Origin of the sequence: Loktanella sp. DSM 29012 (assembly GCF_900110705.1) — a bacterium.
GTDB lineage: Bacteria > Pseudomonadota > Alphaproteobacteria > Rhodobacterales > Rhodobacteraceae > Loktanella > Loktanella gaetbuli.
The window spans coordinates 305,136-318,906 of sequence record NZ_FOEJ01000004.1 but is presented as its reverse complement, the minus strand read 5'-3'; the positions used below and the strand labels follow the sequence as shown (position 1 = coordinate 318,906).

The following is a 13,771-nucleotide window of genomic DNA, read 5'->3' as shown; positions in this document are numbered from 1 at the left end:
CAGACCTGACCCGACGCTTAAGGCAAACGATCATGACCGACCAGCCCGCCATCCTCAGTTGGAAAGACACGCCACACGGCCCGGTGCCGGTGTCCGACCTGTTCGATGATCCCTATTATTCGCTGAACGGTGGCGTCGATGAAACCGCCCATGTCTTTTTGGGTGGCAACGGCCTGCCGGAACGGTTTCGGGACGGGTTCCACATCGCCGAACTGGGGTTCGGGACGGGGCTGAATTTTCTGTGCGCCCTGCGCGCATTCCGCGCCTCCGGCGTGGCTGGACGCCTGATATTCACCAGTTTTGAACTGCACCCGATGACGCCGGCAGACCGCGCACGCGCGCTAGCCCCGTTCGACGGTCTGCCGGTGGGGACACTGGCCGCCGCCGATCTGTCGCATGTCGCGGGTCCCGATTTCACGTTGCGGGTGATCGCGGGCGACGCAAACGCCACCCTGCCCGCATGGGACGGCATGGCCGACGCTTGGTTCCTTGACGGGTTTTCACCGGCCAAGAACCCCGCCTTGTGGCGGCCGGAACTGCTGCAACAGGTGGCTGACCACTGCCGCACGGGCGGCACCTGCGCGACCTATTCGGCGGCAGGCCATGTGCGCGCCTCACTGGCTGCAGCCGGTTTCACCGTCACACGTCAGCCCGGCTACGGGCGCAAACGGCACATGACCACCGGGATCAAGGAATAACCCATGCAAAGTTCCAACACCCGATTGGGTATCGGCCTGATGACGGCGACCACATTCGTCTTTGCCGTGCAGGACGGGCTGTCGCGGCATCTGGCGACGGATTACAACGTGATGATGGTGGTGATGATCCGCTACTGGTTCTTTGCCGCCTTTGTCATCACACTTGCGCGGTTGCGCACTGGGTCGGTGCGCCAGGCCGCCCGCACCAACCAGCCCAAGGTGCAGATCCTGCGCGGTCTGCTGCTGGCGACAGAAATCATGGTGATGGTCGCGGGTTTCGTGGCGCTGGGATTGGTCGAAAGTCATGCCGTCTTTGCCTGCTATCCGCTGCTGATCGCGGCCCTGTCCGGTCCCGTATTGGGCGAAGGCGTGGGGCCGCGCCGCTGGATCGCCATTGGCGTGGGGTTTGTCGGCGTGCTCATCATTCTGGAACCCGGATTCACCGTCTTTGCCCCCGCGGCCATCATCCCGTTGATCGCGGCGGTGATGTTCGCGCTATATGGCTTGTTGACGCGATACGTGGCGAAACTGGACACCGCCGCCACCAGCTTTTTCTGGACGGGCGTCGCGGGGGCCGTGGCGTCCACCGCCGCTGGCATCTGGTTCTGGGAACCCATGACCGGCCCCGACTGGGCGATCATGGCCGTGCTCTGCGTCACGGGCGTCAGCGGTCACTGGCTGCTGATCAAGACCTACGAGGTCGCCGAGGCGGGATCGGTCCAACCGTTTGCCTATCTGCAACTGGTCTTTGCGACCGCGATCGGGCTGACGTTCTTTGGCGAGGTGTTGGAATGGAACGTGGCGCTGGGCACCGCGATTGTCGTCGCCGCGGGCGTATTCACACTGATCCGCAGCCGCGCACGCAGTTGAAAACCAAGATTAGTTTAATACCACAACTCTTGCGTCAATTTTTAGCAGATCCTAAAAAAAGACGCGCTGAACCTACAAAGATTGCACGTGATGCCGCCACCTGATGGATTATTCGATCTGCCCGTCGCCGGACAACCGGATGTGTCGGCTGCATTGCTGCAACTGGGCGTTCAGGTTGCAGGGCTTGGCCTTGGCACCGTGGATTATGTGAACGACACGATCACGCTGGATGCCCGTGCCGCCGAACTGTTCGATCTGCCAGCCTTGCGCCCCGTGTCCCGCGATGAATTGCACGCGCGCATTCATCCCGAAGACCAGCCTCATGTTCAGCACGAGGTCGACGCCCTGCTGGCACCCGGTCAACCTGACATCGTGGATGTGGTGCACCGCGTCCCGCGACCGGACGGGGGCCATCGGTGGCTGAGCGCGCGCAAACAGGTCACGTTCAAACAGGACGCAGATGGCAACGCGCGGCCCGTGTCCGGTCTGGTGGCGATCATGGATATTTCCGCACTCAAGAGCCACGAAGACCATGTCGTGGCCCTGATGGGAGAAATGAATCATCGCCTGAAAAACGTGCTGACCATTGTGCAAAGCATCGCACGTCTGACGGCACGCACCACCGAACCGCAGGATTTCCTGGCCAGTTTCAATGCACGGATGGCGGCACTGGGGCAGAACCAGAACCTGCTGATGCAGCAGGCCGCCGTGGGTGTGCAACTGGGCGATCTGGTGCGCGAGCAACTGAGCCCCTTTGCCAGCAGGACCGACCCGCGGATCACGGTCGACGGCCCCGCGCTGATCCTGCGGGAAAGTGCGATGCAATCCATCGGGCTGACGCTGCACGAACTGGCCACGAATGCGACCAAATACGGTGCGCTGTCAGTGTCAGAGGGTCGCTTGACCGTCAGCTGGACGGTCACGGACGAAACACTCAGCCTCTCCTGGCGCGAGGATGGAGGCCCGTCGGTCAAGGCGCCAGAGCATCGGGGTTTCGGCACATCCGTGCTACAAACCATGACCGAAGCGGCGCTGAATGCCACCGTCACCCAGGACTTCGATCCCAAGGGGCTGCGCTGGTCGATGACCTGCCCGGTTCAGGCGATCAACGACACCAACCCGCCCCGTTAGTCAGGGGCGCGGGATGGGGCGCAGGGTTTCCGGCGGGGCGCTGCCTTCGGGAATGACAATCAGCTCGACCACGTCCGGAGGTGCCGATGACGTTGCCACACGCGCCTCGGCATCCAACGCGGCAGGACGCAATTCAGGCCGCGGTGCCGCCAGCACCTCGGCGGGGACCGGTTGTTCCACCGACCCATCGGGGCGCAATCGTGGCCGCACAGATGCCATGCTGCCCGTGATCATGTTCAGAAAATCGACCTCGCCCGTCGTGCCCGTCAGACGCGCACGGTAGATGGGCAGCGATTCACTGACCCGCTGAACATAGTTCCGCGTCTCGCGGAACGGGATATGTTCGATCCAGTCGACGACATCCACCTCACCCTGGCGTGGGTCACCGCGTTCGTCCATCCAGGTTGCGGGGCGGCTGGGACCGGCGTTGTATCCCGCTGCGACCTGAATGACGGAATCACCAAATCTCTCGCGCAGGCCTGCCAGATAGGCCGCACCCAGCTGCGCGTTATAGCGCCAGTCGCGCGTCAGATTGGCCTCGGAATAGCTCAGGCCCAGTTCACGGCTGACCTCGCGCGCTGTGGCAGGCATCAGCTGCATCAGACCCTGTGCGCCCACCGGGCTGCCTGCACCGATGTAGAATTCGCTTTCGCGGCGGGCGATCGCCAGGGTCAGATCGGCCGGCACCGGCAGATCCATGTCCGCCACGGGGTGCAGCGGAAAATACGCCGAGGGCACGATGACGCCGCGTTCGGCAGCGGCCTTGCCCAGCAGGACCGTCAGATATGTTTCATCCCGCGCGGCAAAGGCCCGGCCCAGACGTGCGATATCCGCAGCCCCCAGCGTCTGGCCCAGATTGTTGACGAATGCGATGGCCTTGCCGCGCTGACCCGCCTCCAGCAAGGCGATGGCGGCCCGCACGCGGTCATCCTCGATGATCGGTGCACTTTGCCAGTCCAGCCCCTCGTCCGCGCCGATCAGCGCAGGATCCAGTGGCAGGTCCAGCCGGTCGGCGGCCAGCAGACCGTAGAAACTGGTCTGGTGCACCGCCGCACGGGCAAAGGCCGCTTCGGCCTCGGCCGTCCGGCCCAAGGCAGACAGGGCGCGTCCCTGCCAGTATCCCGCACGTCCCTCGCTGATTGGCGTATCGACCGTGGCGGCAAAGGTGTCGAAATGCGTCAGCGCCAGTTCCACATCGTCCAGATAGGTCAGCGCCAGATAACCCGACAGCCATTCCAGATCGGCATAGTTGTACCCGTCACCGGGGGTCATGAAATGCTGTGATGCCATGCGGTAGGCCCGTTCAGGGTCGCCGTTACGCATCTCGTACCGCGCGAGGATACGCCGCCAGCCGGACCAGCGAAAGGGTTCGCCCAGTGCAGCGGCACTTGTGGATTGCGCCAGCAGCAGGTCCATCGCATCACTGCGACGCCCCCGGTCAGCTGCCCAGTTATACCGATCATAGAGCAACCCCGCCGTGTCGCGCAGATCCTCGGGGACCGCGGCCAGTGCTGCATCGACGCCGGAGGCATCGCGGATCAGCCGCGACCGGGCGGTCAGCAACGCCTGCTGGCCCTCGTCCAGCAGGGGGCGCATTTTCTCGGCCGCGTCAGTGCGCCAGGCCCATAGCAGCTGATCGGTTCTCTCTTCGTGCAGATCGGCCAGATCGTCACCGAAACTGTCCAGCAACAACTGCTGGCTGAAATCCGACAGTTCCAGATCGATCCATGCCGTGCGCACGACGTTGCGCGCACGATCAATCTGGCCCGTAGCCACCAGCGCCTGCGCCAGTCGCACGGCCCCCAGACCCGTCTGCGGGGGCAAACCGTCGAACCATAGTATGACTTGCGCCGCACTTGCGTCCTCGGGGATCACCTGCTCTCCGGCGGCGCGCACGACGTTTTCGCCGGGCCAGTTCGGGCGCCGCGCCTCGAAATCGATGTAATCCGCGAATGGCGCATCGCCGAACCGCAGGCGTTGCCATGTCACCAGATCGGTCATCACCGGGTCGTCGCGCCCGGCTGCGGCATAGGCTGCATCATAGTCACGGTCATTGGACAAACGGACCGCCCTGATGTCGTCATCGGTCACGGTCTGCGCTGTCGCCAAGGCAGGCCAGAAAAGGACACTGGCAACACGCATGAAACCGGGGATCGAAAATCGCATAGGGGCACCTGTGGCGCGGAACAGAACTGTCACTCGAATATGGTCTATCATGCTGACGGGGCAACGCACATTCTTGGCATTCGGGGGAAACCCCGCTAGGGTCCGCGCGATTTCGCCGATGGCCCGCAGCCCGGCCCCAACATCAGGACAACACCCCATGTTCAAAGGTTCATTCGTCGCCCTCGTCACGCCGTTCAGCGGCGGCAAGGTGGACCTCGCAACGCTGAAAAACCTTGTCGACTGGCATGTCGCGCAAGGCACGCACGGGCTGGTTCCGGTCGGCACAACGGGCGAGAGCCCGACACTGACCCACGACGAACACGATCTGGTCGTCCAGACCGTCGTTGATCATGCAGCAGGCCGCATCCCGGTCATTGCAGGCGCCGGGTCGAACAACACCATGGAAACCGTTCGGCTGGTCAAGGCCGCCAAGGCCGCAGGCGCCGATGCCGCACTGGTCGTGACCCCCTATTACAACAAACCCACACAGGCCGGTCTGATCGCGCATTTCACCGCCGCTGCCGATTGCGGCCTGCCCATCGTGATCTACAACATACCCGGCCGGTCCGCCGTCGACATGACCGTCGCCACCATGGCAGAACTGGCCAAGCTGCCGATGATCGTCGGTGTCAAGGATGCCACCGGCGATTTGTCCCGCGTACCTAAGCAGCGCATGACCTGTGGTGTGGATTTCGTGCAGATGTCGGGCGAGGACGCGACAGCACTCGGGTTCAACGCCCACGGCGGCACGGGCTGCATCTCGGTCACGGCGAATGTGGCACCCGCGCTGTGCGCACAGATGCAGGACGCCACGCTGGCCGGCGATTTCGCGACCGCATTGTCGATCACCGACCGCCTGATGCCCCTGCACGAGGCGATCTTTCTCGAACCGGGGCTGGTCGGCGCGAAATACGGCTTGTCGTTGCTGGGCCTCGGCAACGAAGAGGTACGCGCGCCGCTGGTCGGCCTGACCGACGGCGTCAAGGACCGCATCCGCGCCGGTATGGTTCACGCGGGCCTTCTGAACTGACGGGACGGCGGGCGGGGCGCATTTGCGGGCAGCGCCCGCAAACAGCGGCGTCAGGCGTCCCGCATCCAATCCGGGTCATAATCAATCCGACCACAACCGCCAAAAACGGCCGCGCGCGCCAGCTCTGATTGCAGGCGCGACAACCGCCCCTTGCCCATCGTGACGCCCGGTTCGGGCCAAAAGGCGCGCACCGCCAGCACATCACCCTGCCGTGCCATGTCGATACGCCCGATCGCCCGGTCCCCTTCCCACACCGGAAAGACATAGTAGCCATAGCGCCGCTGCGGCGCTGGTACGAAAATCTCGATCCGGTAGTGAAAACCGAACAGCCATTCCGCCCGCTTGCGGTCGCGCAGCGCGGGATCGAACGGTGACAGGATGCGCACCCGTCCCGGCAGGTCCGGCACCCTCGCATCCAGCAGATCAGGACGCGCAAGGCAGCGACGTATCCGGCCATCGGCCCCTGATACGTCCACCGGCACGGCATGGCCTGCGGCCAGCTCCGCGTCGCACCAGACCCGTGCCTCTGCCGGGGTGACATGCGCCCAGAACGCCGCGATCTCGCCGCTTGTGGCGAACCCCAGCTTGTCCAGCGCCAGTGCGCACAGCCGGTCGATGGCGTCTGCATCGCTGATCTCTGTCTCGCGCACCGCCTGCGGGATCACCCGTTCGGTCAGGTCATAGACCTTGCGGAACCCCTCGCGCCGCACGACCGACAGCGCACCGCTGCGCCACAGGTATTCAAGCGCCGTCTTGCTGGGGTGCCAGTCCCACCAACCGCCCTTGCCACGCGCCTCGCCCTGCCCCACGTCGCCAGAGGTGCAGGGCCCATGATCGGCGATCTGGCGCATGACCCCGTCAACCTGCGCGGCGAATCCGGCAGGCCGGTGACGCACCCAGCGGCGTTCCAGCATCATGCGGTCGCGTGCGAACCGCATCCGCCACAATGGCCACAGGTCCATGGGAATCGCGGCTGCGTCATGGGTCCAGTGTTCGAACACCGCGCGTTCGCGCGCCAGCAGACGGTTCAGGACGGGCGGACGATAGGACCGATGCCGTGACCACAGGATCATATCGTGCGCCCGCGCGAATGTGTTCACACTGTCCAATTGCACGAACCCCAGCGCATCGATCGCGGCCATGGCACTGCCCAGGCCTGCGGCGCCCAGCTCGTGCCGGTCCAGAAACAACGCCCGCGCGCGGGCATTTTCCAGTCGCTCTACCTGCATCATACCCCCTGTCGCGACCAGTCTGGCGCATCAAGTCCGCCCGGGCCAGCCTTGCCCTGCCCCGCACTGTCGCCTATCTGCTGTGCATGGCCAAGAAACCGGACAACAAGAATTACAAGGTGATCGCCGAAAACCGGCGTGCACGCTATGATTACGAAATCCAGGAGGACCTGGAGGTCGGGATCATCCTGCACGGGTCAGAGGTGAAATCCCTGCGCATCGGCCAATCCAGCATCGCCGACAGCTATGCCTCGGTTGACGACGGCGAGCTGTGGCTGACCAACGGCTATATCGCCCCCTATGAACAGGCGATGTTTGGCCACGAGGCCCGGCGCAAACGCAAACTGCTGGTCAGCCGCCGCGAATTGGCGCGCCTGTGGAACGCGACCAAGCGTGAAGGCATGACCCTCGTGCCGCTGGTGATGTATTTCAACGACCGCGGGCTGGTGAAACTGAAAATCGCCACGGCCAAGGGCAAGAAAAACCACGACAAGCGTCAGACCGACGCGAAACGTGACTGGGCAAGGCAAAAACAGCGATTACTGCGTCACGACACCTGACGTAGCCTCGCGCCAGTATTGCCGATTGCACTGGCCGCGCCAGTTATGCGACAGCCGCTCGCGATATCGTTCAAAACCGGCACCACGCCGCGATCCTTTCGATGCACCACGGTGCAATCCAACAGAAAGCCTCTGCCGTGCAAACTCCCTATTACCTGATCGACAAATCCCGCCTGTTGCCCAACATGGAAAAAATCGCATGGCTGCGTGCGGAATCCGGGGCGAAATGCCTGTTGGCGCTGAAATGCTTTGCCACATGGTCGGTGTTCGATTTCATGTCAGACTACATGGACGGTTCCACGTCGTCCTCGCTCTATGAGGTGCGTCTCGGCCGTGAGAAGTTTCCGGGCGAAACGCACGCCTATTCCGTGGCCTACGCCGACCACGAAATCGTCGAGGTCCTGGCCCATTCAGACAAGATCATTTTCAACTCCATCGGTCAGCTGACGAAATTTGCGGCCCAGTCTGCCGGTCACATCCGTGGTCTGCGAGTCAATCCCGGTGTCTCGACCTCGGAATTCGACCTGGCCGATCCCGCCCGTCCCTTCAGCCGGTTGGGCGAACACGACCCCGACGAAATTGACGCGATCGCTGACCAGATCACCGGGCTGATGTTCCACAACAACTGCGAAAACGACAGTTTTGACCGCTTTGACGAGATGCTGACCCTGATCGAGGATCGGTTCGGCAAGGTCATTCACAAGATGGACTGGATCAGCCTGGGCGGCGGCATCCATTTCACGGGTGCGGATTACCCGCTGGACCGCTTTGCCGCCCGGCTCAAGGGCTTTGCCGAACGCTATGGCGTGCAGATCTACCTCGAACCCGGCGAGGCCGCGATCAGCGGTGCCGCCACGCTCGAGGTGACGGTGCTGGACACGATGCACAACGGCAAAAACCTGGCCATCGTCGACAGTTCCATCGAAGCCCATCTGCTGGATCTGCTGATCTACCGCGAACCTGCCAAAATCGCGCCCAACACCGGCGATCACGCCTGGATGGTCTGCGGCAAATCCTGTCTGGCCGGGGATATTTTCGGTGAATTCCGGTTCGATGCCCCGCTCAAGGCGGGTGACCGGCTTTCGTTTCAGGACACGGCAGGCTACACAATGGTCAAGAAAAACTGGTTCAACGGCGTCAAGATGCCCAGCATCGCGATCCGTGAACTTGATGGCAGCACCCGGTTGGTGCGCGATTTCGACTACGACGATTTCGCAGCCGCACTTTCGTAATTCATGACAAAGGGGTTTTTTGGATAAATGAAACGCAATGTTCTGATCATCGGTGCTGGCGGCGTCGCACAGGTCGTCGCGCATAAATGCGCGCAAAACAACGACGTTCTGGGTGACCTCCATCTGGCCAGCCGCACCATCGCGAAATGTGACGCCATCATTGCCAGCGTCCACGACAAAGGCGCGATGAAACAGGACGGCGTTTTTCAGTCCCATGCCATCGACGCGATGGACAGCGACGCGGTCGCAGCCCTGATCAATGCGACCGGTGCGCAGATCGTGATCAACGTCGGCTCGCCCTTTGTGAACATGACCGTGCTCGAGGCCTGCATCCAGACCGGTGCCGCATATATCGACACGGCCATTCACGAAGATCCGACCAAGATCTGCGAGACCCCGCCGTGGTACGCCAACTATGAATGGAAACGCCGCGACGCCTGTGCCGCCGCAGGGGTGACCGCCATTCTGGGCGCGGGTTTCGATCCGGGCATGGTCAATGCCTTTGCCCGCCATGCCGCCGATGCCTACATGGACAAGGTGACGTCCATCGATATCGTCGACATCAATGCCGGCAACCACGGACGTTATTTTTCGACCAACTTCGATCCCGAAATCAACTTTCGCGAATTCACCGGCACGGTCTACAGCTGGCAGGACGGCGCATGGCGGACGAACAAGATGTTCGAGGTCGGGCGCGAATGGGACCTGCCCGTCGTGGGCAAGCAAAAGGCCTATCTGTCCGGCCATGACGAGGTGCATTCGCTGTCCGCCAACTATCCCGATGCCGACGTGCGGTTCTGGATGGGCTTTGGCGATCACTACATCAATGTCTTTACGGTGCTGCAAAACCTCGGGCTGTTGTCCGAACAGCCCGTCACCACCGCCGAAGGGCTGGAGGTCGTCCCGCTCAAGGTGGTCAAGGCAGTGCTGCCCGATCCGTCCAGCCTGGCACCTGACTATACCGGCAAGACCTGCATCGGCGATCTGGTCAAGGGGACCAAGGACGGCGAGGAGGTCGAGGTGTTCGTCTACAACGTGGCTGACCACAAGGACGCCTATAACGAGGTCGGCAGCCAGGGCATTTCGTACACGGCTGGCGTGCCGCCCGTGGCCTTTGCCATGCTGATCGCGGATGGCACCTACGACAGGGGCACCATGATGAACGTCGAAGAGCTGGACCCGAAACCGCTGTTCACCCTGCTGGACACCATCGGCCTGCCGACACGGGTGCGCGACGCAGACGGCGACCGCGCCTGGAACGCCAACTGAAATGGCCGGGGGGCACTGCGGCGCGGTGCCCCCTGCCGATGTCGTCCCGGTCCCGCTTGCCTTGACGCCCCCCGTGGTTTAGCACTCGCCGCGACCCTCGCCCCTACAGGAGAGCGCCATGGCGACCCCGGACGATCCGCGCACGCTCGTCAGTGCTGACTGGCTCAAGGCGCATCTGCGCGACCCCGACATGCGTATTCTCGACGCCAGCTGGCACATGCCGGATTCGGGCCGCGACGCGCGTGCGGAATACGCAGCCAGCCACATCCCGGGTGCGCGGTTTTTCGACATCGACGATATTTCGGACAGCCGGTCCGAACTGCCCCACATGGTACCAGAGGTCGAAAAATTCATGTCGCGCCTGCGCGCGATGGGTGTGGGCGACGGCCACCAGGTCGTGGTCTATGACAGCACGGGGCTGTTTTCCGCCGCCCGCGTCTGGTGGATGTTCCGGCTGATGGGCAAACGCGACGTGGCCGTTCTGGACGGTGGCCTGCCCGCATGGATCGCCGCCGGAGGTGCGACCGAAGATATGCCGCCCGTGATCCGCGACCGCCACATGACGGTCAGCCGCCAGAACCAGATGATCAAGGACGTGACCCAGGTTGCCCGTGCCGCGAAACTCGGTGACCACACCACGCTGGATGCCCGCGCCCCCGCCCGTTTCAACGGCGAGGTGCCGGAACCGCGCGCAGGTCTGCGCAGCGGCCATATCCCCGGATCGCGCAACCTTCCTTACACCGCGTTGCTGAACGCCGATGGCACGATGAAGGACGCCCCCGCCCTGCAACAGGCCTTTGCCGACGCCGGTGCGGATCTGACGAAACCCGTGATCACGACCTGCGGGTCGGGTGTGACCGCCGCCATCATCAACCTTGCGCTGGAACGCATCGGCAAGACCGACCACGCGCTCTATGACGGGTCATGGTCCGAATGGGGCATGTATCCCGACCTGCCCATCGCCACCGGCCCCGCCACCTCTTAAGGACCTACAGATGTTCGAGACGCTCAAGGCGCAACCCGCCGACAAGATCCTGTCACTCATGGCCGCCTACCGCGCCGATCCCCGCGACACCAAGGTCGATCTGGGCGTCGGCGTCTACAAGGACGCCAGCGGCAACACGCCCGTCATGCGCGCCGTCAAAGAGGCCGAGCGCCGAATCGTCGCGGACCAGACGACCAAGGCCTACACGGGTCTGGCAGGTGATCCGGCCTTTGCCGACGCGATGATTGATCTGGTGCTGGCCGACACTGTGCAGCGCGACCGCATTGCGGCCATCGCGACACCGGGCGGCACCGGTGCCATCCGGCAGGCGCTGGAACTGATCCGCATCGCATCCCCCGACGCAACCGTCTGGCTGTCGAACCCCACATGGCCGAACCACCCGTCGATCATCAAATTCCTCGGCATGAAAATGCAGGAATACCGTTATTTCGACGACACCACCCGTGGCGTTGATTTCGACGGTCTGATTGCTGATCTGGGTACGGTCGCACCCGGCGACGTGGTGCTGCTGCACGGCTGCTGCCACAATCCCACGGGGGCCAACCCCACGGCGGACCAATGGGACCAGATCATCGCGGTGATCAAGGACAGGGGTGCCGTGCCGCTGGTGGACATCGCCTATCAGGGTTTTGGCAACGGTTTGCAGGACGACGCCGCAGCCACCCGCAAGGTGGCCGCCGCATTCGACAACGTGCTGATCGCCGCCAGCTGTTCAAAGAACTTTGGCATCTACCGTGAACGCACCGGGATTTTGATGGGCCTCGCCCGTGACACCGAAGAGGCTGCACTCACGCAGGCCAACCTCAACTTTCTGAACCGCCAGAACTATTCCTTTCCGCCGGATCACGGCGCGCGGGTCGTCAGCACGATCCTGACGGACCCCGCTTTGCGCGCCGACTGGGAGGCAGAGCTGGAGGAAACCCGCAACACCATGCTGGCCCTGCGTCAGCAGCTGGCCGATGAGTTGCGCCAGCGGGCGAACGACGACCGGTTTGACTTTGTGGCACAGCACCGCGGCATGTTCAGCCGGATCGGTGCTTCGCCGGAAGAGGTCGAAACGATGCGGGATAAAAACGGCATCTACATGGTGGGCGACAGCCGCATGAACATTGCCGGTCTGAACGCGGATACCGTGCCGCTGCTGGCGCAAGCCATCGTCGATGCCGGCGTCTAGGGCGCCCGCCGACTGCGCAAACATGGCGGAACTGCGCGTGCAGATCGACGCGCTGGATACCGCACTGATCGACTTGCTGGCGCAGCGCGTGGGCTATATCGACCGCGCCGTCGACCTCAAAAAGGTCGAAGGCCTGCCTGCGCGCACCGTCGACCACGTGGCCGAGGTCAAGGCGCACGTGCGCGCCCTGGCCGAAGCGCGCAACCTCGACCCCGATCTGGCAGAGGCGCTGGGCATACCCTGATCGAATGGTCGATCGCGCGTGAGGCGGTGCATTTAGGCTGATTGCGGGACGGCGGGCGGGGCGGCTTCGCGGGGCTTGCCCCGTCGAACAGCGCTGCGCGCCGTGCTGCATGTGCGAAAGAAACTTGCGCGGCGCAGCGTAACATTATACGCGGGACACCTATTCAAACGAAATAAAGTGTCTCGCCCATGTCATTCCGCTTGCAACCGACCCCACCTGCCCGCCCGAACCGCTGCCAGTTGTTCGGGCCAGGTTCAAACACCAAATTGTTTGCGAAAATGGCGGCCTCTGCGGCGGACGTCATCAACCTCGACCTCGAGGACAGCGTATCGCCAACGGACAAGGATGCAGCCCGCGCCAATGTAATCGCGGCGATCGGTGCGCACGACTGGGGCACCAAAACGTTGTCTGTGCGGATCAATTCGCTCGACACACCCTTCTGGTATCGTGACGTGGTGGATCTGCTGGAACAGGCGGGTGACCGGCTGGACCAGATCATGATCCCCAAGGTCGGCTGTGCGGCCGACGTCTATGCCGTCGATGCGCTGGTGACGGCGATTGAAACTGCCAAAGGCCGGACCAAACCCATCGCGTTCGAGGTCATCATCGAATCTGCCGCTGGTCTGGTGAATGTGAACGAAATCGCGGCGTCCTCCCCCCGGATGCAGGCGATGAGCCTCGGTGCCGCCGACTACGCGGCCTCGATGGGGATGCAGACGACGGGGATCGGTGGCACGCAGGACAATTACTACATGCTGCACGGTGAGACGCGGCATTATTCCGACCCGTGGCACTGGGCGCAGACCGCCATCGTCGCCGCCTGCCGCACCCACGGCATTCTGCCGGTCGATGGTCCCTTTGGCGATTTTTCCGATGACGAAGGTTACCGCGCGCAGGCCCGGCGGTCCGCCACGTTGGGCATGGTCGGCAAATGGGCCATCCACCCCAAGCAGATCGCGCTGGCCAACGAGGTGTTTACCCCGTCAGAGGCAGCCGTTGCCGAGGCGCGCGAAATCCTTGCCGCGATGGAAACCGCCAAGGCAAATGGCGAGGGTGCAACCGTCTACAAGGGACGTCTGGTCGACATCGCATCCATCAAACAGGCCGAAGTCATCGTCAAACAGTCCGAAATGATCGCGGGCACCTGACGCCTCGCGGCATT

General features: G+C 63.2%; 13 protein-coding genes. 11 read left to right on the top strand and 2 right to left on the bottom strand.

Annotated elements, in window-relative coordinates; genetic code table 11:
• Window positions 1-32: 32 nt before the first annotated feature.
• From mnmD to BMX27_RS11275, 3 genes are all read left to right on the top strand, one after another.
• Window positions 33-698: a tRNA (5-methylaminomethyl-2-thiouridine)(34)-methyltransferase MnmC2 gene (gene mnmD, locus BMX27_RS11285; RefSeq protein ID WP_090159918.1), complete on the top strand. Its 666-nt coding sequence runs from the start codon at window positions 33-35 to the stop codon at window positions 696-698.
• A gap of 3 nt (window positions 699-701) precedes the next feature.
• Entirely contained in the window at window positions 702-1,568 is an 867-nt protein-coding gene (locus BMX27_RS11280) for a DMT family transporter (RefSeq protein ID WP_090159917.1), read from the top strand.
• Window positions 1,569-1,658: 90 nt separating this feature from the next.
• On the top strand, window positions 1,659-2,699 hold the full coding sequence (locus BMX27_RS11275; RefSeq protein ID WP_090159916.1) for a sensor histidine kinase: 1,041 nt from the start codon (window positions 1,659-1,661) through the stop codon (window positions 2,697-2,699).
• Here BMX27_RS11275 and BMX27_RS11270 read toward each other — a convergent pair whose 3' ends face one another.
• A complete protein-coding gene (locus BMX27_RS11270) occupies window positions 2,700-4,865 on the bottom strand; it encodes a lytic transglycosylase domain-containing protein (RefSeq protein WP_177172709.1) in 2,166 nt (721 codons plus the stop codon).
• Window positions 4,866-5,022: 157 nt separating this feature from the next.
• On the opposite strand from BMX27_RS11270, the gene dapA reads away from it, so the two are divergent.
• Window positions 5,023-5,895 (top strand): 4-hydroxy-tetrahydrodipicolinate synthase, encoded by an 873-nt coding sequence (dapA, locus tag BMX27_RS11265; RefSeq protein ID WP_090159914.1) that lies wholly within the window; start codon window positions 5,023-5,025, stop codon window positions 5,893-5,895.
• Between the two features lie 50 nt (window positions 5,896-5,945).
• Here dapA and BMX27_RS11260 read toward each other — a convergent pair whose 3' ends face one another.
• Window positions 5,946-7,127: a winged helix-turn-helix domain-containing protein gene (locus BMX27_RS11260; RefSeq protein WP_371260126.1), complete on the bottom strand. Its 1,182-nt coding sequence runs from the start codon at window positions 7,125-7,127 to the stop codon at window positions 5,946-5,948.
• A gap of 83 nt (window positions 7,128-7,210) precedes the next feature.
• Here BMX27_RS11260 and smpB point away from each other — a divergent pair, with 83 nt between their 5' ends.
• The 7 genes from smpB (at window position 7,211) to BMX27_RS11225 (ending at window position 13,757) form a co-directional block, all read left to right on the top strand.
• Complete coding sequence (gene smpB, locus BMX27_RS11255) at window positions 7,211-7,684, top strand: SsrA-binding protein SmpB (protein ID WP_056035144.1); 474 nt, start codon at window positions 7,211-7,213, stop codon at window positions 7,682-7,684.
• Window positions 7,685-7,821: 137 nt separating this feature from the next.
• On the top strand, window positions 7,822-8,916 hold the full coding sequence (locus BMX27_RS11250) for a carboxynorspermidine decarboxylase (protein ID WP_090160020.1): 1,095 nt from the start codon (window positions 7,822-7,824) through the stop codon (window positions 8,914-8,916).
• Between the two features lie 27 nt (window positions 8,917-8,943).
• Window positions 8,944-10,185 (top strand): saccharopine dehydrogenase family protein, encoded by a 1,242-nt coding sequence (locus BMX27_RS11245; protein ID WP_090159912.1) that lies wholly within the window; start codon window positions 8,944-8,946, stop codon window positions 10,183-10,185.
• 118 nt (window positions 10,186-10,303) lie between these two features.
• Window positions 10,304-11,170, top strand: a complete 867-nt coding sequence (gene sseA / locus BMX27_RS11240; RefSeq protein WP_090159911.1) for a 3-mercaptopyruvate sulfurtransferase — start codon at window positions 10,304-10,306, stop codon at window positions 11,168-11,170.
• A 10-nt stretch (window positions 11,171-11,180) separates the two neighbouring features.
• The gene (locus tag BMX27_RS11235; protein ID WP_090159910.1) at window positions 11,181-12,365 is read left to right on the top strand and encodes an amino acid aminotransferase; all 1,185 of its coding nucleotides are present in this window, start codon (window positions 11,181-11,183) and stop codon (window positions 12,363-12,365) included.
• Window positions 12,366-12,387: 22 nt separating this feature from the next.
• A complete protein-coding gene (locus BMX27_RS11230; protein ID WP_371260124.1) occupies window positions 12,388-12,609 on the top strand; it encodes a chorismate mutase in 222 nt (73 codons plus the stop codon).
• 188 nt (window positions 12,610-12,797) lie between these two features.
• Window positions 12,798-13,757 (top strand): L-malyl-CoA/beta-methylmalyl-CoA lyase, encoded by a 960-nt coding sequence (locus BMX27_RS11225; RefSeq protein ID WP_090159909.1) that lies wholly within the window; start codon window positions 12,798-12,800, stop codon window positions 13,755-13,757.
• Window positions 13,758-13,771 lie beyond the last annotated feature (14 nt).